The sequence below is a fragment of the Bradyrhizobium sp. C9 genome (genome assembly GCF_002532045.1).
Lineage (GTDB): Bacteria > Pseudomonadota > Alphaproteobacteria > Rhizobiales > Xanthobacteraceae > Bradyrhizobium.
Genome location: NZ_NWTG01000045.1, coordinates 1 through 23,373, shown reverse-complemented (window position 1 = coordinate 23,373; position 23,373 = coordinate 1). Strand labels below are relative to the sequence as shown.

Annotated in this window: 21 protein-coding genes; 6 read left to right on the top strand and 15 right to left on the bottom strand. The window is 65.1% G+C overall.

The features are described 5' to 3' along the window. Positions 1-122 precede the first annotated feature (122 nt). The 6 genes from CO675_RS38895 to CO675_RS38870 form a co-directional block, all read right to left on the bottom strand. Positions 123-1,754: a GMC family oxidoreductase gene (locus CO675_RS38895; RefSeq protein WP_097677160.1), complete on the bottom strand. Its 1,632-nt coding sequence runs from the start codon at positions 1,752-1,754 to the stop codon at positions 123-125. A 172-nt stretch (positions 1,755-1,926) separates the two neighbouring features. Then, the gene (locus CO675_RS38890) at positions 1,927-2,736 is read right to left on the bottom strand and encodes a GntR family transcriptional regulator (RefSeq protein WP_097677159.1); all 810 of its coding nucleotides are present in this window, start codon (positions 2,734-2,736) and stop codon (positions 1,927-1,929) included. Positions 2,737-2,863: 127 nt separating this feature from the next. Then, positions 2,864-3,193 (bottom strand): 2Fe-2S iron-sulfur cluster-binding protein, encoded by a 330-nt coding sequence (locus CO675_RS38885; protein ID WP_092124474.1) that lies wholly within the window; start codon positions 3,191-3,193, stop codon positions 2,864-2,866. Positions 3,194-3,205: 12 nt separating this feature from the next. Continuing rightward, positions 3,206-3,502 (bottom strand): ferredoxin, encoded by a 297-nt coding sequence (locus CO675_RS38880; RefSeq protein WP_097677158.1) that lies wholly within the window; start codon positions 3,500-3,502, stop codon positions 3,206-3,208. A gap of 3 nt (positions 3,503-3,505) precedes the next feature. After that, positions 3,506-3,850 carry a 2Fe-2S iron-sulfur cluster-binding protein gene (locus tag CO675_RS38875; protein WP_097677157.1) on the bottom strand — a complete coding sequence of 115 codons (345 nt, stop codon included), beginning with the start codon at positions 3,848-3,850 and terminating at the stop codon, positions 3,506-3,508. 21 nt (positions 3,851-3,871) lie between these two features. Then, a complete protein-coding gene (locus CO675_RS38870) occupies positions 3,872-4,639 on the bottom strand; it encodes an iron-containing redox enzyme family protein (RefSeq protein WP_097677156.1) in 768 nt (255 codons plus the stop codon). A 309-nt stretch (positions 4,640-4,948) separates the two neighbouring features. Between CO675_RS38870 and CO675_RS38865 the strand changes: the two genes are divergently transcribed. Genes CO675_RS38865 through CO675_RS38855 form a run of 3 tightly spaced genes read left to right on the top strand, consistent with a single transcriptional unit; the run spans position 4,949 to position 8,519 of the window. Continuing rightward, positions 4,949-6,490: a hypothetical protein gene (locus CO675_RS38865; protein ID WP_097677155.1), complete on the top strand. Its 1,542-nt coding sequence runs from the start codon at positions 4,949-4,951 to the stop codon at positions 6,488-6,490. A gap of 10 nt (positions 6,491-6,500) precedes the next feature. Further along, positions 6,501-8,006 carry an aldehyde dehydrogenase family protein gene (locus CO675_RS38860; protein WP_198964903.1) on the top strand — a complete coding sequence of 502 codons (1,506 nt, stop codon included), beginning with the start codon at positions 6,501-6,503 and terminating at the stop codon, positions 8,004-8,006. A gap of 39 nt (positions 8,007-8,045) precedes the next feature. After that, entirely contained in the window at positions 8,046-8,519 is a 474-nt protein-coding gene (locus CO675_RS38855; RefSeq protein WP_097677154.1) for a GlcG/HbpS family heme-binding protein, read from the top strand. Here the strand turns inward: CO675_RS38855 and mhpA are convergent. Further along, a complete protein-coding gene (gene mhpA / locus CO675_RS38850; RefSeq protein ID WP_158231373.1) occupies positions 8,509-10,104 on the bottom strand; it encodes a bifunctional 3-(3-hydroxy-phenyl)propionate/3-hydroxycinnamic acid hydroxylase MhpA in 1,596 nt (531 codons plus the stop codon). The two genes, CO675_RS38855 and mhpA, sit on opposite strands and share 11 nt — an antisense overlap. 37 nt (positions 10,105-10,141) lie before the next feature. Next, the gene (locus tag CO675_RS38845; RefSeq protein WP_097677161.1) at positions 10,142-11,137 is read right to left on the bottom strand and encodes a VOC family protein; all 996 of its coding nucleotides are present in this window, start codon (positions 11,135-11,137) and stop codon (positions 10,142-10,144) included. A gap of 306 nt (positions 11,138-11,443) precedes the next feature. Between CO675_RS38845 and CO675_RS38840 the strand changes: the two genes are divergently transcribed. Then, positions 11,444-13,405, top strand: a complete 1,962-nt coding sequence (locus CO675_RS38840; protein WP_097677152.1) for a putative bifunctional diguanylate cyclase/phosphodiesterase — start codon at positions 11,444-11,446, stop codon at positions 13,403-13,405. A gap of 15 nt (positions 13,406-13,420) precedes the next feature. Here CO675_RS38840 and CO675_RS38835 read toward each other — a convergent pair whose 3' ends face one another. From CO675_RS38835 to CO675_RS38805, 7 genes are all read right to left on the bottom strand, one after another. Beyond that, the gene (locus CO675_RS38835; protein ID WP_097677151.1) at positions 13,421-14,401 is read right to left on the bottom strand and encodes a PDR/VanB family oxidoreductase; all 981 of its coding nucleotides are present in this window, start codon (positions 14,399-14,401) and stop codon (positions 13,421-13,423) included. A 12-nt stretch (positions 14,402-14,413) separates the two neighbouring features. Further along, positions 14,414-15,160 (bottom strand): GntR family transcriptional regulator, encoded by a 747-nt coding sequence (locus CO675_RS38830; protein WP_097677150.1) that lies wholly within the window; start codon positions 15,158-15,160, stop codon positions 14,414-14,416. An 8-nt stretch (positions 15,161-15,168) separates the two neighbouring features. Further along, positions 15,169-16,218, bottom strand: a complete 1,050-nt coding sequence (locus CO675_RS38825; RefSeq protein WP_097677149.1) for an aromatic ring-hydroxylating dioxygenase subunit alpha — start codon at positions 16,216-16,218, stop codon at positions 15,169-15,171. Positions 16,219-16,464: 246 nt separating this feature from the next. Beyond that, a complete protein-coding gene (locus CO675_RS38820) occupies positions 16,465-17,427 on the bottom strand; it encodes a DUF2778 domain-containing protein (RefSeq protein ID WP_245453089.1) in 963 nt (320 codons plus the stop codon). Between the two features lie 290 nt (positions 17,428-17,717). Next, positions 17,718-20,099 carry a putative bifunctional diguanylate cyclase/phosphodiesterase gene (locus tag CO675_RS38815; protein ID WP_097677147.1) on the bottom strand — a complete coding sequence of 794 codons (2,382 nt, stop codon included), beginning with the start codon at positions 20,097-20,099 and terminating at the stop codon, positions 17,718-17,720. A 135-nt stretch (positions 20,100-20,234) separates the two neighbouring features. Beyond that, positions 20,235-20,645, bottom strand: coding sequence for a DOPA 4,5-dioxygenase family protein (locus tag CO675_RS38810; protein WP_097677146.1), 411 nt, complete (start codon positions 20,643-20,645; stop codon positions 20,235-20,237). Between the two features lie 23 nt (positions 20,646-20,668). Continuing rightward, positions 20,669-21,289: a class I SAM-dependent methyltransferase gene (locus tag CO675_RS38805; protein ID WP_097677145.1), complete on the bottom strand. Its 621-nt coding sequence runs from the start codon at positions 21,287-21,289 to the stop codon at positions 20,669-20,671. A 185-nt stretch (positions 21,290-21,474) separates the two neighbouring features. Here CO675_RS38805 and CO675_RS38800 point away from each other — a divergent pair, with 185 nt between their 5' ends. Both CO675_RS38800 and aroE read left to right on the top strand, forming a co-directional pair. Then, the gene (locus tag CO675_RS38800) at positions 21,475-22,179 is read left to right on the top strand and encodes a hypothetical protein (protein ID WP_097677144.1); all 705 of its coding nucleotides are present in this window, start codon (positions 21,475-21,477) and stop codon (positions 22,177-22,179) included. A gap of 294 nt (positions 22,180-22,473) precedes the next feature. Further along, positions 22,474-23,304, top strand: coding sequence for a shikimate dehydrogenase (gene aroE, locus CO675_RS38795; protein ID WP_097677143.1), 831 nt, complete (start codon positions 22,474-22,476; stop codon positions 23,302-23,304). Positions 23,305-23,373 lie beyond the last annotated feature (69 nt).

Genomic DNA, 23,373 nt, shown 5'->3' with positions numbered 1-23,373 from the left:
ATCAGTGATCAAACCACTTGGGAATCCTGAATGTCGATCGGCCCTAGGCCGGGACGACATCGAGTGTGTTGCGTCACCGAGAGTCGTGCATTCACGGTCTCTCCGGAGGCGGGTCGAGATAACTACCTTGCATCCTCCAAAATCATGTCCGACGCCTTCTCCGCGATCATGATCGTCGGTGCGTTGGTGTTGCCCGACATCAGGTCCGGCATGACGGACGCATCGACCACGCGCAAGCCCTCGACACCGCGTACCTTGAGCCTGTTGTCGACGACCGCGAGCGCATCGCTGCCCATCCGGCAGGTCGAGGTCGGATGATAGACCGTGCTGCCGGTGCGGCGGCAGAACTCGAGGAGGTCGTCGTCGCTGACCACCTTGGCGCCGGGATCGACTTCGCCGACCGAGTATGACTTCAGCGCCGGCGCGGCCAGGATCTTGCGCAGGATGCGGATGCCGTCGATGAAGGCGCGACGATCGGTCTCGGTCGCCAGATAGTTGATGCGGATTTCCGGCGGCACGCTCGGGTCCGCGCTCCGGATCTTCAGCGAGCCGCGGCTTTCCGGGCGCAGCTGGCAGACCGACGCCGTGAAGCCCGAGAACGGATGCAGCTTCTCGCCCATCTTGTCGGTCGAGAACGGCAGGAAGTGGATCTGGATGTCGGGCGAGGCCAGCCGCGGACTAGTCTTGAAGAACGCGCCCGACGTGCCGGCCGCAATCGTCAGCGGCCCCTTGCGCAACGCCGCGTAGCGCAGGCCCGCCATGACGCGGCGCACCGGATTGTTGATGACGTCGTTCAACGTGACGGTCTGGGCGCAGCGCGTGACGATGCGCACCTGCATGTGATCCTGCAGATCGTTGCCGACGCCCGGCGCATCGAGCAGAACCTCGATGCCGTGCTGCTTCAACAGATCGGCAGGGCCGACGCCGGAGAGCTGCAGCAATTGCGGCGAGTTGTACGCGCCGCTCGACACCAGCACCTCCTTGCGCGCCTTGGCCGTGCGCAACTGGCCGTTCTGCCGGTACGCGACGCCGCTCGCGCGCTTGCCGTCGAACAGGATGCGCTGCGCCAGCGCCGAGGTCTCGACATGCAGATTGCCGCGCGTCAGCGCCGGCCGCAGATAGGACCGCGCCGTCGAGGCGCGCCGGCCGCGCCGCGTCGTGGTCTGGAAGAAGCCCGCGCCCTCCTGGGTCACGCCGTTGAAATCCGGATTGGTCGGGATGCCGACCTCGGCTGCGGCATGCACGAAGGCTTCCGACAGCGGATCGTGATGCCGCCAGTCCGACACCGGCAGCGGACCGCCGGCGCCGTGATATTTGTCGCCGCCGCGCTGCTGATCCTCGGCCTTCCTGAAATAGGGCAGCACGTCGTCATAACCCCAGCCGGCATTGCCGCGCTGCCGCCAGCGGTCATAGTCCTCGTGCTGGCCGCGCACATAGAGCAGGCCGTTGATCGAGCTGGAGCCGCCGAGCACTTTTCCGCGCGGCTGGAACACCTGCCGTCCGTTCAGGCCGGGCTCGGGCTCGGTCTGGTACATCCAGTTGACGGATTTTTCCTTGAACAGCTTGCCGTAGCCGAGCGGGACATGGATCCAGATGTTGGTGTCCTTCGGCCCGGCCTCGAGCAGCAGCACCGAATGCTTGCCGTCGGCACTCAGGCGGCTGGCAAGCACGCAGCCGGCCGAGCCGGCGCCGACGATGACGTAATCATACTCGGCGACATCGTTGGGCGACGCGCCATGATTGTTGTTGTTCATTGGTTTCCCCCGGCCATGCGGCGCGGCCGACAGGGTTGCGCCCCTGCCCAGCATTGGAAACAGACCTAGCGAGCGTGACGGATACGGTCAAGAAAGTTGGCCGGCGATCCGGAGCGGTACCACCGGACCTTCGCCCGCGGGAATTGGCGGGCCACAAACGCGACGGGCGCGTTCAGCTCTCCGCTTTTCGCCGCCGCGTAGCGGCGCGCTGCTGGTTCCGGCGCGCCGGCTTGGTCGTCGTCTGATCCATGCGGGAGCCGGACGGCAGGCCGTATTTCGCCGACGCCGCCTCCAGCGAGGTCTCCTCGTCGGGCACATGGAGGCTGGAGAGAAAATCCGCGCCGGCCCGCATCACGTGCTCGGCGGCAAGCGTCGCGGCGGCGCGCTCGTCGCCGGCGATGATGGCGCGCAGGATCGCGGCGTGCTCATCCCAGGTGCGCGCCTGGCGCACCGGATCCGATGGTGAGAACAGCATCGCCGTGCGTTCGCGCAGCCGCTTCAGCAGGTCCGCCAGCACGCGGTTGCGGCCGGCCTCCGCCAGTTCATGGTGGAATTGCTGGTTGAGATCCGACAACAGGTCGTAGCGCCGTCCCGCGACCGCCTCGTTGCCCTGCTTCAACACTGCCGCGATCCGCTTGATGATGCTCTCTTCGCGGCGACGCGCAGCCAGGCGCGCGTTTTGTCCCTCGAGCAGCGCGCGCACCTCGACCGTCTCGCGCGCTTCCTCATCGCTCATCGTGATGACGGAGGCCCCGCGCCGCGCGGTCACCTCGACGAGCCCCTCCGACTCCAGCACGCGGATCGCCTCGCGCACCGGATTGCGGGAAACCCCAAGCTCGTCGGCGAGGCGGCCTTCGACCAGCCGCTCGCCCGGCTTCAGCCGCCGGCTCAGGATCGCCTGCCGCAGCTCCTCGATGACCTTGCCATGGAGGGAGAGGTAGTCGTCGCCGAGACGTTTGGAGCTTCCGAGCTTGCCTGCCATGAACCGACCTGTCCGGCCGCGCCTCGCTCAATGCATGGACACCGGAGGTCCAGCGAGCTGCCAGAGTCCTGGCCGAATGACCGCTGCTCGGTATTTAGACCGCCGGCTGCATGCCATCAAGCCGCGCTCATTCGCCGTCAACAGCTACAGGTCGAGCCGCCGGCACCGCGGCTTTCGGCACCCACGACACGCTCACGCTGCCGGTGAGAAAGGTCTGGCACGCCATCCGGTAGCCGGCGGCGAACTGCGCGTCGGTGAGGTGCTTCCGCTCCTTCGGCTTGATCGCATCGGTGTTCTCGATGCCCTTCTCGATCAGGCATTTGCAGGTTCCGCACAGGCCGCCGCCGCACTTGAACGGAATGCCGCCCTGCTCGCGCAGCGAGACGCGCAGCAGATTGCTGTTCTCGGCGGCGGTGACGGTTTTCCCGCCATTGGTCAGAAAGGTGACTTCGATCATCCCGCCATCCGCTCAGCGCTTGCGCAGCTTGGTGTCCATGTGACCGAATGTGATGAGGTGCTCGAGTTCGGTCAGCGCCCGCTCGGGCGTCTCGAACTTTTCGAGGAATTTCGAGGGCACCTCATTCACGATCGGCGGCGACCAGGCTTCGTCGATCACCCTGACCTTGGTCTCTTCGACCAGCTCGGCAATCACGAACGTCGCTTTCCTGATGCCGTAGAACAGGTAGTCATAGGCCGCGAGCGGCCGCAGGCCGTCGGCGATCTCGGTGCGAAACTGCCCCGGCTTGCTCGTCAGTATCACATACATCGGTCACGTCCTCCCAACCGCGGCGCCGGCCGGCGCGACGACGTCGACCAGCGGGGTTGCCTCCTGCGACAGTTCAACGTCATGCGTGAGCCAGAGCTGGCAGGCGAGGCGATATCCCTGCTCGATCCTGGCGCCGAGGCGCTTCTTTTCCTTCCAGTTCGGCTCCGGCAAGTGCTCGCCGCCCTTGATGATCAGCGAGGCGCACTTCCCGCATTTCCCCATCCCGCAGCCGTAAAGGAAGTTGGGATAGGGAAACTGGCGGATGCCGGCGCGGACGACGAGATTGGTGTTCTCCTTGACCTCGCCGACAAAGGTCTCGCCGTTGCGGTGAAAGATGACGTTGGGCATCGCGCCGCTGCTCCCCGCGACTCAGGCCTGCAACAGCACGCGTTCTTCGGCGGAGACGCCGCTGGCAAGATCGAGCTCCGCCAGCGGAATGTCGCTTGCGACATAGTCGTGGTACAGCGCGGTGGTGTAGAGCAGCCGCATCTGCGCGCCGATCTCGCAGATCTTGAGGCAACGCTGCTGCAACTCGACCGTATTGGCGTGCTCGAGCACGATCTGGTAGCCACGCTCGCCGTGAATCTCGTCCGACACGATGTGAAGGTCGAAGAACTCGACTTCCTCGTCGGTGAATTTGTACTTCTCGCGCAGGGTCGGCGTCTGCTTTCGATAAATTGAAGGTACCTGCGACTCCAGGCCGACCACGAGGCCGGCCACGGCGACGATCGGGTCCTCGCGCATCGCGACCGCATAGCACCAGCTCTGCAGCCCGCGCGTCGTCGGCGTCATGTTGTCGGAATTCTTGATACGCGCCGCGGTCGTGCCGCAGGCCTCCGCGAAGCGGATCAGCAGATCGGTGTGACGGTCGCCGCCAATCTCTTCCTCATACATATTGGCGAGCAGGAAGTCCTTGGCTTCCTGGTACTGCTCCGGCATCCGCGCATAGATGTAGCCGAGGTAATCAGCGAACGGACCGACATAGTGGTAGTGGTTCTCGGCCCAGCGCGCGAGATGCGCGCGGCTGAGCTTGCCGCTCGCCCAGGCGACGCTGAACGGGGCCTTGTTGGCGCTCTTTCCCTTGATGGCATTTTCGAGGGCCGCTCGAAATTCCACGTGATCCATCAGCTTCTGCATCGTGGCGCTCCTGTGCCGTGAAGAAATCGCCGACCGGCAACGGGCCGCTGGCTGCATTTTGGCCGGCTATTTCGGTATACTGTATACTAAAATATCGACTGTCAACACCGAAGGCAGGGTTCCTTGCCTTCTATCTCACCCACTGCTATCGGCAGTGAATTGCCACGAATTCAGGCATTTTATGCACAAAACGCGGTCGAAGATGCTTCCACGCCGCTGCAACGAACGGATCGCCGGCTCGCAATTCACGCTTGCTATCGCGGAATACAGTATACATTATCCATCGCATTAGAGGGGGAAGCAACAGCCATGCAGCACGCTCCGATCGTCGCGGCACATTGGGTCTATTTGCTCGGCGTCGCCGTCATCGTTCTCACCATGATCTGGCGCGCCAACGTCGTGGTGCCGTCGGTGATCGCGACGCTCCTGGTCGCGCTTGCCTGGACGCACAGCCCGGTCGCGGCACTTGCCAGCGTGTTCAATGCGAGCTTCACCGCCGCCAAGGAGCTGTTCAACATCTTCCTGGTGATCGCGCTGATGACGGCACTGCTGAACGCACTCAAGGTGCTGCGCTCGGACATTCGCATGGTCGAGCCGTTCCGCGCCGTGATGAAGACCGGTCACACCGCCTACTTCGTGCTTGCCGCCATCACCTATGTGATCTCGCTGTTCTTCTGGCCGACGCCGGCAGTGCCGCTGGTCTCCGCGGTGCTGCTGCCCGCAGCGATTGCGGCCGGCCTGTCGCCGCTCGGCGGCGCCATTGCGATCGCGATCGCCGGACAGGGCATGGCGTTGTCGTCGGACTATGTGATCGGCGTTGCGCCCGGGATCAGCGCCAAGGCGGCCGGCGCCGCGGTCAGCGCCGCCACCGTCGCGGACCGCGCGCTGGTGCTGTCGCTCATCACCGGCGGCATCGCGTTGACCCTCGCCTACCTCTCGATCCGCAAGTCGATCACCAAGGCCGACGAGAAGCTGCTGGAGCGCTGGCAGGCGCAGTCGAGCAACGGCGAATTGGCGCGGCTGGAGCAGGAGGGCACCTTCGACAAGGCGGAGATCGCGCGCGGCACTGCCGGCTGCCAGCCGCCGCTGGCGACCCAGGCGCAGATCGACAAGGAGCTCGCCCGGGTGCCGACCCGCCGCGAAGGCTGGTCGAAATTCTTTGCGGTTGCGACCCCGCTCGCCTTTCTCTGCGTCATCGCCGTGATGGTGCTGGCCAAGCTCGGCATCGGCCACGACCTCAAGGGCGGCGATGCTGCCGCACTGGTTGGCGGCGTCGCCGCGATCCTGATGATCTGCGCATCCTTCATCACCGATGATCTGCGCAAATTCCTCGATACCAGCGCCGACCACGTCACCGAAGGTTTCGTCTTTGCATTCAAGGCGATGGGCTCCGTGCTGCCGATCGCGGGCTTCTTCTTTCTCGGCGCCGAGCCGGGCCTGTCCGCGCCGATCCTCGGGGTGCCCGCGGCCCAGGCGCCGAGCCTGCTGTTCGAACTGATCCAGACCGCGCAAGCCTGGATACCGGGCAACGAGTTCTTCGTCGCCTTCGGCATCCTGATATCCGGCATGATCACCGGCATCGACGGCTCGGGCTTTGCCGGCTTGCCGCTGACCGGCTCACTGTCGGGCGCGCTGGCACCGTCGGTCGGGATGGAGCCCGCGACACTCGCCGCGATCGGCCAGATGGGCGCGGTGTGGACCGGCGGCGGCACCCTGGTGGCATGGTCGTCGCTGATCGCAGTGGCAGGCTTCGCGCGCGTCCCCGTCTTCCAGATCGTGCGGACCGCCATGGTCCCCGTATTGACCGGGCTCGCGGTGTCGACCGTCTGCGCGGTGCTGATCTGGCATTGAGGAGAATCCTGTGACGATAGCTGAAACGACGATGCGCAACGCGCGCCCTCCCGCGGCGGACGGCGCTGGGATCGAGCAATTCCCGAACCTGATCGACGGCGAGCGGATCGCAAGCGCTTCGGGCAGACTGTTCGCGAACACCAATCCCGCCGACAACAGCGACCTGGTCGGACGCTTCCAGGAATCGACCGCTGCCGATGCGCAAGCGGCCGTCAATGCCGCAGCCGCCGCGTTCGACGGCTGGCGGCGGACACCGATCACGAAACGCGCCGCGATCCTGAACCGGGCCGCCGATCATCTCGAGACGCGTGCCGATCACATTGCGCGGGAGATGACGCGGGAAATGGGCAAATCGCTCGGCCTCGCCCGCGACGAGGTGCTGCGCTCGGCGCAGACCCTGCGGTTCTATGCCGTCGAGGGACAGTCGCTCACCGGCGAGGTGTTTCCGAACGACGATGCGGACATGACGGTCTACACGTTGCGCGAGCCGCTCGGCGTCGTGTCGGTGATCACGCCGTGGAATTTTCCGATCTCGATCCCGGCGCGCAAGATCGCGCCCGCCCTCATCACCGGCAATACGGTGCTGTTCAAGCCGTCGTCCGACGCGCCGCTCAGCGGCTATCGCCTGGCGGAGGCGCTGATTGCAGCGGGCCTGCCGAACGGCGCGCTCAACTTCATCACCGGCAAGGCCGGCGAGATCGGGCCTGCCATCACCGAACCGCCGGTCATTCGAGCGATCTCCTTCACCGGATCGACCTCCGCCGGCGAACAGATTTGCCGCGCGGTCAGCTTCACGACCCGCACGCAGATGGAGCTCGGTGGCAAGAACCCGCTGATCGTCATGGACGACGCTGACCTCGATCTGGCGGTCGATTTGACCGTCAAGGGCGGCCTGTCGCTGGCCGGCCAGGCCTGTACCGGCACCAGCCGGGTCCTGGTCATGAAGCAGGTGCGCGCCGAGTTCACCGCACGGCTGCTCGCCAAGGTGAAGGCGATCAAGATCGGTAGCGGCCTCGCAAGCGGGATGGAGATGGGACCGCTCGCCACGGCGAGGCAGCTCGAAACCGTGCTGCGCTACGTTGCAGTCGGAAAAGAGGAAGCGACGCACCTTTATGGCGGCGACCGGCTCACCGGTGCCGCCTATGACGGCGGATACTTCGTCTCACCCGCGATCTTCACCGACGTGACCCAGCACATGACGATCGCACGCGAGGAAATCTTCGGCCCGGTCATCGCGATCATCGAGGTCGACAGCTACGCTGGTGCGCTCGCCACGGCCAATGCCAGCGAATATGGGTTGTCGGCCGCGATCGTGACCCGCAATCCGCGCGCGATGCATGATTTCGCCAATGACATCCAGTCCGGCACGGTGAAGATCAACCGCACCACGACGGGCAATCTAATCAACGCACCATTTGGCGGATTGAAGCGGTCGAGCACCTCGACTTTCCGCGAGTCCGGCCGCACCGGTCTCGAATTCTACACCCAGATCAAGACGGTCTACCGCGGCACCTGAGCCGCGGTCGACCGCCCACTCCAATCCCGGACGATCGCGATGAGACAGTCTTTCAAACTTGAACTTGCCGAAGCCCGCCACATGATCGCGGCCGCGATCCGCAAATCCGCCGAGATCGGCGTTGCGGAGACGGTCTGCGTGACCGACGACGGCGGCTATCCGCTGGCGCTGGAGCGGATGGACGGCGCGCGGATCACCGGTCCCCAGATTGCCTGGAACAAGGCGTTCACGGCGGCCGGACACAAGCGCTCCACCCATCTGTTCAACCAGGTGCCGAACGGACCTGCCCTGCCCGGCAACGAGGCGTTCGGCATCCAGTGGAGCTTTGACGGAAAATTTGCCGTGTTCGTCGGCGGCTTTCCGATCGTCGTCGACGACGAGGTGGTCGGCGGCATCGGGCTGAGCGGCGGCAACGGCGAGCAGGACACCCAATGTGGCGTCGCCGCCCTGCAGGCCCTGCAGGAACTGCTGCACGGTCATCACGTGCTGGTCGCGGCCGACATCAAGAAGTGATCGATGTCGCCGGCAACGACTGATGTCTCGCACCGAGACCGTCGAGCAGCTGCCCGACGAGCATATTGAGCTCGTCGGCGGTGCCGGCGGCTCCGAAGACGTAACGGTCGGGCCGCACGATGACCGCCGCGGCACCCTGTTGCGTCATCCAGTCAGCGAACAGCCCGTCGCGCTCGACCACGCTCAGAATGCCGTTGGCATCGGTGCTTTCACCTGACGTCGTGATGACGACACGCTCGCCGGCGAGATGCTGCCAAGCGGCACAGGACGCGTCCGACAGCCACGCTATCATCTCCGCGGCCATTGTCACGATCGCAAACTCCGGCTTCAGCAGGTCGTCGAGCCGGCATGTCCGCCCGTCTGGCGCAAGCACATGCGGCTGCACGAACAGCCGTCCGGCTAGAGCAGCATCGCGCGCGATCAGGCCGGACACGAGATCGGGGATGAATTTCTGCCGGATGGTTTCGGCCTTGCCGGCCTTCAGGTCGGCGCGCAACCGCACGTCGCGTTCGGCGGCAGCCGCCGGATCGAGTTCGCCGATGATCTTGCCGAACTCCTTGGCGCTGGCGACGACGGCGCGGACATGCGGCTTGCGCTCGATCTCGTAACTGTCGAGCAACGTCCCGTCGGCGTCGCCGCGGAGCACCAGCCTCAGCTTCCAGGCAAGGTTCACGGCATCGCGGATGCCGGCGCACAGCCCCTGCCCGAGGAACGGCGGCGTCTGGTGCACGGCATCGCCCATCAGGAGCACACGGCGGTCGCGCCAGCACTGCCCAAGCAGCGCGTGGAAGCGATAGACCGCCGAGCGCCAGATCGTAAGGTCGGAAATGTCGGTGAAGCCCTTCAGCAGCCTCACGACATTGTCGGCTGCGCCGACCGTCTCGGGATCCTCGCCCGGCAACAGCTTGATCTCCCAGCGCCGCAGATTGCGCGGCCCCGGCACGAAGGTGCCGGGACGCGACGGCCAGCAATACTGAAAACTCCTGGCCGGCCGCTTGGCGGAATCGCTGGTCAGCGTGTCCACCACCATCCACCATTCATCGAAGGCAAGGTCGTCGAGGCCGATGCCGAGCTGCTTGCGCACAAAACTGTTGGCGCCGTCGCAGCCGATCAGATAATGCGCGCGGATCGGGAACTCGTCGCCTCCCTCGCGCCGCGCCGTCAGCGTCACCGTGCGCTCGTCCTGCTCGAGCGCCACGGCGGCGGTTTTAAGGAAAACGTCGACCTGCGGATATTGGACAAGCTTGTCGCGCAACGCCTGCTCGAGGTCGGGCTGCACGAAGGTCACGTTCGGAATCCAGCCGAGCGGATACGGCGGCGGCATCGGATCGAAGATCTTGATGATCTCGCCGTCGACGCCGAGATAATGCGAGCCGTTATGCGGGGCGATCGCCTGCTCCATGAAATCGCCAAGCCCGATTGCCTGCAGCACGCGCAGCGCCTCATGATCGAGCGTGATCGCGCGCGGCTTGTCGTAGATGTCGGCAGCGCGCTCGACGACCGCGACCTTCAGGCCGGCATTCGCCAGCAGGTTGGCGAAGATGGCGCCGACCGGCCCGAGGCCGACGATGGCCGCGTCATACAAGGGGTCATGCCCGGGGTTCGCTGCTGGCAATGACATGCTACTTCGCGAGGTAACTCTCGAGCGTCAACGGCTTTGGCTTCATTTGCGGCTCGCGGATCGCGACGCCTTCGAACGGCGTCGCCTCCTCGAACCAGGCCTGCCGCGCCGGCAGGCCCCATGGAAACGAGATCTTGTGGTCGGACGGATCCCAGCCGATCGGCTCGTTCTCGATGTCCATGATCTGGTAGTGCGTGTTGAACAGCTCGACGCGGTGCCCGTCGGGATCGCGCATGTAGACATACATCGCATGCCCCGGCCCGTGCCGCCCCGGACCGCGCTCGACCGCCGCACCGTAGCCGAGCTCGCCGGCGAGATCGCAGGCGTTCAGCAGATGATGGACCTCGGGTGCGAGGAACGCGAAATGATGCAGCCGCGGTCCCGCGCCGTTGAAGAACACGATGTCGTGCGGATTGCCCTTGCGCTGCAGGAAGACCCCGCGCAGATCGAACGTGCCGGCGGGCGCGATGTATTCACTGAGCCGAAAGCCGGCCGCGGTGTAGAACTCGCACGCCTTGCGCACCTCAGGCGTCAGCACCTGATAATGGTCCAGCCGCAGCGCCGAGCCGCCGGCATGGCGTGTGAATTTCGTGATCATCCGCGGCTCGACCGGCATGGTCGCGCAGAACTCCAGCGGCGTGCCGGCCGGATCGGTGGCGTGCAACGTGCGGCCCTGATGCGGCACCTCGGCCCAAGCGGCCTCGCAGCCATGCGTCTCGAAGAAAGCCTTGAGCCGGTCGAGGTCATCATCCCGAAACACCCGCAGGCCGAGCCGCGCGCAGCGGGCGCCCGCGCCCCTGCGCAACACAAGGCTGTGATGACACGCCTCCTCGACGCCGCGGAAATACAGCGCATCGCCCTCCTCCGCGGTCAGGATCAGGCCGATCACCTTTTCGTAGAACTGCCGGCTTGCCGCCAAATCACGAACGGTCAGGACGACGTGGCTGGCCCGCGTGATCCGGAACCCGGGATCGTGGTTCGTGGTCGGCAAGCTCATGTGCACCTTCTGGTTTTGCCGTTCGCGGGAACCCAACTCATTGCCAAAAACCGGCGGGCGATCAAGCCGCGTGGCGCTGGGCAATATCTGCCGGTCCGTGACATCAGTCACGGCCCGCCGTGACACCCGTCACGCATTTCCATCGATTTGTCGGCGATGCCTGCCGGTGGAACCAAAACGTGAGCCAGCCGTGGCACGGTTCGTTCCAATAGTTCATAGTTTGTCAAAGGTTTGCAGAGAATTCTTGGTCCCTGCGCATGGTCAAACCACGCAAGCGACGTGGTGACGCGCAGGCAATGTAGTGAGATGCGTATCGATCTCAGATCATATTTCGCGGCCTTGTTCGCGGGTGACCTCGCGGCCTTCGGCGCATCACCGACCGACGAAGCGCTTGCCGGCCACATCCGCGCCGAGCAGGTTTCGCTGGTGCTCGGCTATTCCTTCGGCATCATGCTGGCCAACGCCTGCAACGCGCTGGTGCTCGCGGCAGCGCTGTGGCAATCGCCGGATTGGGCCTTCGCGCTGGTGTGGGCCGCCGCCGTGAGCAGCGCGGCGCTGTTCTTCGGCCTGCAGGCGCGCGCCTCGCGCCGCATCGCCAAGCCGCAATTCGTGTCGCGCCGGACCATGTACCGGCTGGTGCGCAATGCATTCGCGCTCGGTGCCGCCTGGGGCGTCGTCCCGGTCGCCTTCTTCGCGAATGCATCGAGCGGCGCCCAATTGGTGATCACGTGTCTCTGCGCCGGCATGCTGGCCGGCGGCGCCTTCGCCTTCTCCACCATCCCGATCGCCGCGATTGCCTTCACCGCACCGATCTTCGTCGGCACCGCGATCTGCCTCGGCAGGGACGGCGACTTCATCTATCTGCTGATGGCCGTCCTCGTCCTGGTCTACGGCTCCGTGCTGCTGCGCGGTGTGTTCGTCAATGCGTTCGAGTTCAGGCGCCGCATCATCGCCCAGCACGAGGCCGAACGGACGGTGCGGCAGGATCCTTTGACGCATCTGCCGAACCGCGTCGCCTTCAACGAGGCGCTCAATGCTGCGCTGAGCCGGCTGGAGCGCTCGGGCGAGGAGTTCGCGGTGCTGCTGCTCGATCTCGATCGCCTCAAGGAGATCAACGACAGGTTCGGCCATCCGGCAGGCGACGAGCTCCTGGTGCAGCTGGCGGCGAGGTTGCAGCGCTGCACGCGCGCGGCCGAGCATGTCGCGCGGATCGGCGGCGACGAGTTCGCCCTGATCATGTCCAATTTGACGCGGCCCGAGGACGCACTCGCGATCGCCGAGCGGTTCGTCGCGGCCTTTGCCGACCCGTTCCCAATCGACGGATTCGAGATCACCAGCGCCATCAGCATCGGCATCGTGCTCGCGCCGCGGGACGGCAACACCTCCCACGAACTGCTCAAGCATGTCGACATCGCGCTGTACCGGGCGAAGAAATCCGGTCCCGGCACCATCTGCTTCTTCGAGGCCAGCGACGACCAGTCGGCGCGCGACCGCCGCGCCCTGCAGCGTGACCTGGAACAGGCCATCGAGGCGGACCAGCTGTTTCTGGTCTACCAGCCGTTCCTCGACATCCGCCAAGGCCGCGTCACCGGCTTCGAGGCGCTGTTACGCTGGCAGCATCCGGCCCGCGGATTGATCCCGCCCAGCGTCTTCATTCCGATCGCGGAGGAGAGCGGACTGATCCACCAGCTCGGCGAGTGGGTGATCCGTCGTGCCTGCGCGATGCTGTCGCGCTGGCCTGACGACATCAGGATCGCGGTGAATTTCTCCGCGGTCCAGTTCCAGAACGTCGGCATCCTGCAGACCATCTTCGAAGCGCTCACCGAGGCCAATGTTGCGCCGAACCGGCTGGAGATCGAGATCACCGAATCGATGCTGATCTCGAAATACGGCTCGGCGCCGGCGATCCTGAACGGGCTGCTCGAGCTCGGGCTAACGGTCGCGCTCGACGATTTCGGCACCGGCTTCTCGTCGCTGACCTATCTGCGCAAGCTGCCGTTCAGCCGCATCAAGATCGATCAATCCTTCATCCGGGACATGCTGACCCAGCCGGATTGCGCCGCGATCGTCAAATCGGTGATCGGCCTTGCGCAGGACCTGCAGATCGGCGTCGTGGCCGAAGGCGTCGAGACCGCCGATCAGCTCGAATATCTGCGCCAGACCAGCTGCGACGAGGTGCAGGGCTATCTGATCGGCCGGCCGATGTCGGGCAGCGATATCTCCGCGCTGCTCGATCGCAATCCGCAGCACTCGGTGCACGCGGCGTAGCGCCGATCGGGCACGTCACGGCGCGTCGGCGCGATGCAGGGTATCCACCGTGATGGTGCCGCGGGCACGCGAGACGCACGCGCAGATCTTGCGGCTCGCCTGCTTCTGGTGGTCGCTGAAGAAGACGTCGCGGTGGTCGATTTCGCCGTCGAGATCGACCACGTCAATCGCGCAGACGCCGCATTCGCCGCGCCGGCAGTCGCTCATCACCTCATGGCCGGCTTCGTTGAGCACGTCCAGCATCGAGCGGTCGCGCGGGATCACGAACTCGGTCCCCTCACCCCTGAGCCGCACGCGGAACGCCTCGGTCGGCAGCAGCCCGCTCGATCCAAAGGTCTCGTAACGCAGATCGGTCGGCGGCCGGCCGGACGCTTCCCACGCACGCCGCGCCGCATCCAGCATCCGCATCGGGCCGCAGAACAACGTCATGGTATCCTGCGGCAGACTTGCGAAGACGTTGTCGAGGTCGAGCCGTCTGCCCTCATCGCCGGCATGGACGATGAGGCGGTCACCGAGCAGACGCTCAAGCGTATCGAGATAGGCCGCATCGCCGCGCGAGCGCACGGCATAGTGCAGTGTCACGCCGGCATCGCGGCGAACCAGCACCTCGGCCGCACCGACGATCGGCGTGATGCCGACGCCGCCTGCGACCAGGCAGAATTGCCGCCGCGTCCAGTCGAGCTGCACCAGCGAGGCGGGCTGCGTGATGTTAAGCCGCGCCCCCGGCACAAGCGACCACATGTAGCGCGAGCCGCCGCGGGAATCCGCTGCATGCCGCACCGCGATCCGGAAACCTTGCGGATCGATTTCGCCGACCAGCGAATAGGACCGGCTCTGCGGCTGGCCGTCGATGGTGACGCCGACGTCGATGTGGCTGCCGACGGGATAGGGTGCGCCGGTGAAATCATCCGGCCGCAGCAGGAATTCGCGGATGCCGGGGGTGAGATCGCGCACAGCGAGCAGCGTGGCTGACGTCCAGGTGTCAATGAATCGCATGGCGCGCTCCGTTCAGCCGGCCGTGACCAGCGCCAGCGCCGGCAGCAGATCGAGGTGCGTGCGGTTGCGCAGCGCCAGCCGCAGATTGCGCGCCGCAAGCCGGGCATGCTCGCGCATGATCGCCTCGGCCCGCGCGCCCTCGCGGTTCTCGATGGCGTCGACCACCACGCGATGATGGTCCTGAGCGATCAGCAGGATCTGACGCGCCTCCGGCAAGGCCGATTGCGCCATCACGAAACCGCTCGGCGAAGCGAACGGCAGCGCAGAGGCGCGGTCGATCTGCCGGATCAGCGGCGGACTGCGCGACAGCTCCGTGAGCAGCGCGTGGAAGCGCGCATTGAGCGCAACATAGGACGAGAACGCTTCGACCGAGATCGGATCCTGCCGCACCAGGCCGTCGATCTCGTTGAGACATTCTTTCAGCGGCTCGAGATCGCGCGACGACACGCCGCGCTCGGCGGCAAAGCGCGCGGCGAGCCCCTCCAGCGTGCCACGCAGCTCGATCGAATCGAGAATGTCGCGCTCGGAAAATGCCTTGACCATGAAGCCGCCGGACGGGATCGCCTCCAGCAGGCCCTCCTCCTCCAGCCGGACCAGCGCCATCCGTACCGGCGTGCGCGACACGGCGGTGATCTCGACCGCCTGCAGCTCCGAGATGCGCTCGCCCGGCCGCAGCCGGCCCGAGAGCACCAGGTCGCGTAGCGCGAGCTGCGCCCGCACCGTGTGCGATACTGAGCGATCGGCTTCGCGTTCCGCCATGGCCCGGCCTACTCCGCCGCCTGCAACTGCTGTGGCGGAGTTTCCTTCGCCACCATGCGGTCGATGACGCGTCGCGCCCACATCGCACCGGCGTCGATGTTGAGGTTGTAGAACACGCGGTCCGGATTCTCGTCCATCGCGCGCTGCTGCGCCTCCAGGATGATCTCGTCCTCGTGGAAGATGCCGGCGACGCCGTCGCGGATTTCGCTGGTCAGGCGCTGCTCGGTGATGCGGTGATTGCGGACGAAGGCCCAGAAGTAATGGCAGGTCTTCTCGGTCTCCGGCGTGATGGTGTTGAGCACATAGCCGTTGACGCCCTGCGAGCGATCGCCCTCTGGCGCGCCCGATCCGGCCGGCGCGACGCCGACGTCGATATTGACGGTGCACGGCGCCTCGAAGCGGATGATCTGCCAGCGATCGACCGGGCCCGGCTTCTGTAGTTGTTTGGCCCAGAACGGCGGCGCCTCGATGCCCCTCATCCAGCGCGTGACGGTCACGGTCTTCTCGCCATGGGTGACGTCGAACGGCGCTTCGGCGACCGCATCATTGCCGATGCTCGAGCCGTGCACGAAGGTCTCGTGGGTCAGGTCCATCAGATTGTCGACGACCAGGCGGTAATCGCATTTGACGTGAATGGTCTTGCCGTCGCCGGCCCAGGCCGGGTCGTGATTCCAGTGCATGTCGGGCACCAGCGCGGGATCGGCAAGCGCGGGATCGCCCATCCAGAGCCAGATGAAACGGTGGCGCTCGACGACGGGATAGGCGCGCACGCAGGCCGACGGATTGATGGTCTCCTGCGAGGGCATGAAGGTGCAGCGGCCCTGCGCATTGTATTTCAAGCCGTGATAGCCGCAGACCACGGTATCGCCGTCGAGCCGGCCCTTGGAGAGCGGCACGAGGCGATGCCAGCAGGCATCCTCGAGCGCCACGACCTCGCCATCGCCCTTCCGGTACATCACGACATGCCTGCCGCAGATCGTCCGCGGCAACAGCGCGTGCTTGATCTCGGCATCCCAACCCGCCGCGTACCACGCGTTCATCGGAAAGGATTTTGGCATCGGTCGCCCTCTCAGGGTCATTTCGGATACCAAATGTATACAGAATCGAATTCATATTGGCAAACTACGTTACTATAATACCTATATGTAGTCATACCGTATACATACCATCTTCCGAAAGCCATGAGCTCTGTCGGCGTATCTCGCCGCGCCAACGGCGCATCGCCCGGCGCTTTCGCGCCCGAGGCGAAGAGACTCACTGAGAATTTGACGGGTTCGATGAGCCGGCCGCGCCGGCCGCGCGGCCTATGAGTTCGACGCCGCGCGGGTCGAGGCCGACTTGACGTCCTTGATGCTGACCACGACGGCGATGCGCCTGATCGAGCCGCTGCGATAGGCCTGCAGGAATTTGTCGTAATGCTTGACCGAGATGCAGCCGTTGGAGTCGCCGTTCGGCCCGAGCATGTAGCTGTGCACGAGCAGGCCGACACGCCCGAACGTATCGCTGCCATCGACCGGGGTCATGCGCAGCGCGGGTACGCCGTGGAACAGCTTCTCGCGCGGCTTCATCTCGTAGACGCCGGGCGGCGTCGCACCGGCGTTGCGGGCGGTCACATGCGACGGATCGTCGAGCAGATTGCCGAGCCCCGAATGCGCTTCGAACTTCGTGCCGTCGGGCATGTACACGATGCGGCCGGTGATGTCGTAGACCGCCGTGGTGCTGTCATAACCGAGCGCACCGAGATCAGGGCTCGGGCCGGACAACAAGCCATCATTCGGATCGATCGAAGCCAGCTGCAGCTTGCCCGGCATCATGTCGGCGATCTTCTGCAGGAACGTCCGGTTGTCGCCCTGCTGCACCGGCGCCTGTTGCGGCGGCAGCGGCTGATCGTTGCGCGCGAGCAGATTGGCCTCGACCGGCCGCGATCGCGGCATCGGCACGGCAGAGGCTGCGGTCGAGGTCGTGGCCGCAACCGATGCCGTCGCCGGCGGGCTCGCCGGCAGCTCGGTCTGGGTGTCACGCAGCTGGCCGGCCAGCGCGTCCTCGATCTGCCCGAACTCGGAATTGAAATCGCCGCGGCTCGAACGGAATCCGCGACGCAGAGGATAATAGAGCGAAGCCGTGTTGATCGTGGAGCGAGAGCCGAAGCGATCGTCGAAATTCAGCGAGGCGGTGGTGTTGGCAAGTGCCGGTCCATGCAGCCAAGCGGTAGGGTCGATGCCGACCATCCAGGCGGCAAGGCCAGACGACAGGACGAGCGCGCTCACGGCGAACGCCGTGCTGCCCACCAGAGACACGCCGCGGTTCGACTTACGCGCGGCTGCTTTCGTCGTACGTTGACCCATCATCCCCAAGTCGGTGCTCTGGGGCCTGTTACCCGGCCCACGTTGGATTCACCGTTTGCACATCATATCAGGGAATTAGAGTAAGGCATAATCGAGACGGAGTGGCCAACGACAGGATTTTTAAACGTTTTTCGGGTGGAAAGTGCCAGAGAATCGGCCCCGGGCGGGCTGAAATGACCGAAAAAGTCCCGATTCGGGACCATTTCGGCGACTCAGGCGATCTTTTCTTCCCGGAGGGTGAGCACCGGAACCGGCTTGCCGATCGCATACCCTTGGGCGTAGTCGACCCCGATCAGGCGCAGCTCGTCCAGGATCGCGAGGCTCTCGACGAACTCGGCGACCACCTGCTTCTGCATGATCTTCGCGGTCTTGGTGATCATCTCGACCATCGCGCGATCGACCTTGCTGTTCAGGATCTCCTTCACGAACGAGCCGTCGATCTTGATGATGTCGACCGGCAGGTGCTTCAGATACGCGATCGAGGACATGCCGGTGCCGAAATCGTCGAGCGAGAAGCTGCAGCCGATCTCGCGCAGCCGCGCGATGAATGTCTGAGCCTCGTCGAGATTGGAGATCGCGCTGGTCTCGGTGATCTCGAAACACACCAATGCCGGCGAAATATCATGCTGCGCAAACAGCCCGGCGACGAAGTCGACGAAGTCGCCGTCGCCGATCGTGGCGCCGGAGAGATTGATGGCGTAGCTCGCCACCCTGCGCGGGTGGTGCTTGCGCTCGGCGATGATCTCGAAGGCGCGACGAACCACCCAGCGGTCGATCAGCGGCATCAGCCCGTAGCGTTCGGCCGCGGGCAGGAAGCTGCCGGGCGGCACCAGCGCACCGTTCTCGTCGCGCAGCCGCAGCAGCAGTTCGCGCCGCTCGTTGCCCCTCAGCGCACCGTTGATCGGGCGGATCTCCTGCTCGTAGAGGCAGAAGCGCCCCTCGTCCAATCCCTTGCGGATGCGATTGACCCAGCTCATCTCGGCGACGCGCACCGCCATGCCGGTATCGGACGGACGGTGCTCCTGGACGCGATTGCGTCCCTTGTCCTTGGCGAGGAAGCAGGCGACGTCGGCAAGCCGCAGCGCGTCCTGCACGCCGGCGCTGTCGCAAAGCGCGACCAGGCCGATGCTCGCGCTGATCCGAAAGCTCGAGCCCTCATGGACGAAGCTCGACTGCTCGACCACCGCCCTGATCCGCTCCGCGACGTCGGCCGCAACGTCGTGCGTGACGGAGCCATCGTCGCGCAGCAGAATGCCGAATTCGTCGCCGCCGAGACGCGCAACCAGCCCGCTGTCGCCGACCTCGGCGGTCAGCATCTTCGCCACCTGCTTCAGCAGCCGGTCACCGGCCATGTGGCCGCAGGTGTCGTTGACGATCTTGAACTGGTCGAGGTCGATCAGCATCAGATCGGCGCCCAAGACCGGCGAGCCCGACATCGCCTTGTGCAGCTCGAACTCGAATTGCCGCCGGTTCGCAAGACCGGTGAGCGCGTCATGAGACGCAGCCCATGCCAGTTCCTCGACCAGCCGCCGCTCGGCGGTCATGTCGTGGATGATCATAACGCGACCGGCCGGTTCGCCGGCATGCACGATCGGGGTCTCGACCACCGAGACCGGCACGCTGGAATGGTCCGTCCGCACCAGCAGCCGCTGCTGCGGCCGGCTCTCGTCGTCGGCATCGGTGCTCTGGAACGATCCCCGCACCGGCTGCTCGGCAATGTTGAACAGCGATGAAAGCTGCCATCCGGTCACGTCCTGCCCCGGCGCGATCAGCCGCTGCGCGGCGCCGTTCATGTAGCCGACGCGATCGTCCTGCGTGGTCACGATCACAGCGTCGCCGATCGAGGCGAGCGTGAGCTGGGCCCGCTCCTTCTCGACCGCGAGCGCGGTCTCGGCAAGCCAGCGTCGCCACAGCATCCGCCTTGTGTGGAACAGCACGATGCCGGCAAGGCAGGCCGCGATCACGAGATTGACCAGCAGCAGCAGCGCGGAGACCTGACGCGACGCCTTCCCCAACTGGTCGGAGAAATCGACGGCGAGCGTGCTCAGCGCGGCATCGACCGCACCGATCCGCTCGGCCCAGTGTTTGATGGTCGCGGCCGAGGGATCATGCAGCGCGACGTCGTTCGCGGCCTCGTTCCTGATTTCGATCAGCTGATCGAGCAGCGCATCCGAATTGCGCCAGGCCGTCACCGCGCCGGCCACGTGATGCATCGTGCGGAAATATTTGAACAGCCAGATCAGGCCGCCGATGTCGTCGTCATGATTGCCCGCCTTGGCGAAGCCGGCCCTCGCCACGGCGTCATTGTTGCCGGGCGCTTCCAGTGCGCGCCGCGCCGTGCGATCGGCCAGCGGCACTGCGATCGCGTCATCGAACTTCTGCAGATAGAGCGGCGCGCCGGTGCTGACATAGGTCTGAAGGTAGTAGATGGCGTCCTTCTGCCCCTTCGACCACAGGCTCTCGCCCGCCACATAGGCGCGCACCGCGGACATCACCTGCAGGCTGCCGGCCGACAAACCGCCCAGCAGCAACACGATGGCGAGCAGCGGCCCAACCACCCGCCACAGTGACCAGCTTCGAAACGAAAAGAACATGCCCAATGCGCCCGACCCTGAAATGTCGGGTAAGCCTAGGAATGCCGGCTTAACCTCACGTTGCAAAACGCGATGAGTTTGAAACGACTTGGCTGTAACGTAATTGCGTCAAACTTTACCGACCGGGGATTTCGCTCAAGGACGCAATGTCGGCGACGTGTTCGGGGCCGGCGCCAGCTCCATTTCAGCCTCTTCGGGCAGCCTGTCGGCGTGGACGGCAAGCGGCGTGCCGATCCAGAGCGGATCGTCGCGATGATCGCGGCGCGGATTGGTGGTGTTGGGATGGACCAGGATGCTCAGGCTGCCGTGGTTCAGCATCAGCCACGGCACCAGGGTCGGAAACAGCTCGGCCGCAAACGCCACCTGGTACATCGCCTGTTCGTGCGGGCCGACCTTGACGTCGTGCCATCGCCCGAGCGTGACCAGGAAGCGCTCGCCCATCCAGTCGCGCAGGCGTTCGGCCTCGCCCCGGCTGGTGGCGGGGTCGTAATAGACATGGGCGTGATAGCTCGCGATCTCGCCGATCGTCCGTGGCCCGTCCGTCATCTCGCCTCTCCTTCCGCGGCTGGTCACCTGCGCCGCAGCACACTGAACTGGAACGACTGCGTCGCGCCCCAGGGCGTGACGTGCCGGTGCGCCTCATGCGCGATCAACTCGAATGCCGGACCGATGGTCCGGCTCAGCGTTGCGGGATCATAACGCTGCACCGGCAGGCCGCTGCATTTTTCCGGACCGTCCAGCGCGAAGGTGCCGATCACGGCGTGGCCGCCTGCCTTGACGCCGCGATGCAGTCTTTCGAGATAGGCCGCGCGGTCGCTTTCCGCGACGAGAAAATGAAACGCCGCACGATCGTGCCAGATGTCGAAGGCCTGCTGCGGCTGCCAGACCGTCGCATCAGCGGTGACCCAGCGCACCGCCGGGCCGGCCGCACCGATCCGTTGCCGCGCGCTCGCCAGTGCAGCTTCGGAGAGATCGAGCACGGTCAGGTCATGAAAGCCCCTCGCCAGCAGCGCATCGACGAGGCGCGAAGCCCCGCCGCCGATGTCGATGATCGATGCATCGCGGCCGGGCGCGACGGATTCGATCAGGCGCAGCGACGGCTGCGGATCGGCCTGCGACCAGCTCACCTGCTGCTCGCCCTTGGTCAGATAGACGGTCTGCCAATGCGACTGGCGATCAGAAGCGGTCACGGCGGTAGGTCCCGAAAGCGGCAGCAACCCGCGTTGCGCACCATTAACCAAGAGCTAGGCGCGCCGGTCTCCGGCGTCAACCGGCAGCGGCCGACACGTACGGCTGGGCAGCGGCAAATGCCGCATTTGCATCGCCGCATTTTCCATTTAACCTGATGGCGAGGTTGGGATCGGGGCGTCCGGGGATGGCCAATTTCGGCTGGACACGCGGCAACAGGCCTGCACAGACGGACGACGCCGCCAGCGATTTGCGCGGCCTCACCGATCCATCCGCGTTTCTCGCCGCACTCGACAAGGTGGTGCCGCGCTATCTCGATCTCGCCGACAACGGCGTGCTGGTCTATCCGGCCTGCAAGCGCAAGCCCGGCGACCTGCTCGGCGATATCAGAGCGATCTGGGAGCACACGCGGCTCGAGGCGATGCGCTATATCCCCATGGTACCGCGGAAAGACACCTCGCTGCTGGTCGATCCATCGCGCCAGGCGGAGATGATCGACGCCTTCCTGCGCCAGCGCGCGCACGACAACACCGTCGTCGATTTCACGGGAACGGCGATCGAGGATTACGGCATCGCGATCTATGCGGCGCTGAACTGGCTGAACCATTGCGGCGCCATCGTGGGTGCCGATCCGCAGAAATTCTCCGGCACGCTGCGCAGCTTCCGCAAGGTCATGGTCGTCGCCCGGCAATGGTGGGCGCTCGACGGCGCCGCCGAGCGCTGCCGGCAAATGCTGGAGGCGCGCGAGCGGCCGCCGCTGGTGTTCTTCCTGCTGTGGGCCGAATGCACCAATCTGGCGCGCGAGATCGCGATCGCCGCGGCAGGCACCGCGGCGACAGAAGACAGTATCGTGCGCATGCGCGCGGCCGAAGATCCGGAACAGCTGGCGTGATGCGCGAATCTGACGCGCGGTCGCAGGCTAGCGGTGCGTGCTCCTAAATTCAGGATGTCCGCTTTCGAGAGGTAAAGCGGACTCGCGACCCCGACCACAGGGATGTCGTCTTTTGACCCGAGGCGGACATTGCCGCGGTCGAACTCGAAGGAGTAGCATTGGAGAGATTTTGGCGCGGGACGCGTGTCAATCGAAAAGGCCGCATCTCGAAAAAGGAGGACGCAGCCGAAGTCAGCGAAGGCGTGCTGTACGCGAGCCTGCCGTCAACGAGGCGAAGGCGTGGGGAGCGACTTGATGTCTGACAAATATGCCGTGGTCGGCAATCCGATCGACCACACGAAATCGCCGCTGATCCATCTCAGCTTCGCAAAAGAGACCGGGCAGACTATCGACTACGTCGCCATTGAAGCTCCTGTCGGCGGCTTCAGCGACGTGGTGGACAGGTTTCGGCGCGAAGGCGGCCTGGGGCTCAACATCACCGCTCCGTTCAAGATGGATGCGTTCGCGTATTGCACCGTTCTCAAGGAGCGCGCCCGGCTCGCTGGTGCCGTCAACGCGATGAAGTTCGAGGCAGACCGGGTGACCGGAGAGAACTTCGACGGCATCGGCCTTACCAACGATATCACACGCAATCTCGGCTGCTTGATGCAGGGGCGCCGGGTAGCGCTGCTCGGTGCGGGTGGGGCTGCACGAGGCGTCGTGCTGCCGTTCCTCGAACAGGGGCCGGCGGAGCTGGTTATAGCAAACCGCACCGTAACCAAGGCGGAAGAGCTTGGCCGTAAATTTGAGCAATATGGGCCCGTTACTGCTATCGGCTATTCGGCCCTCGCTGACAAAAAACTTGGCCGGTTCGATCTAGTCGTGAACGCAACTTCTGCCAGCTTGCTCGGCGAGCTTCCGCCGATAAGCCCGGAGGTTTTTGGCGACGATTGCCTTGCCTATGAGTTGCTCTACGGAAAGGGCCTTACGCCATTCCTCCGGCTGGCGCGGAACGCCGGCGTGAAGCGGCTTGCGGACGGTGTCGGTATGCTGGTCGAGCAGGCGGCGGAGGCGTTTGTGTGGTGGCGTGGCCTGCGTCCCGACACCCGGACCACAATCAAAAGACTTACCGTGCCGCTCGAATAGTCCAATCAGAGAAACTTCGGAACCGATCCAGAAGTCGTCAGCCGATTGTCGGCTCGCGTTGATGTCGCT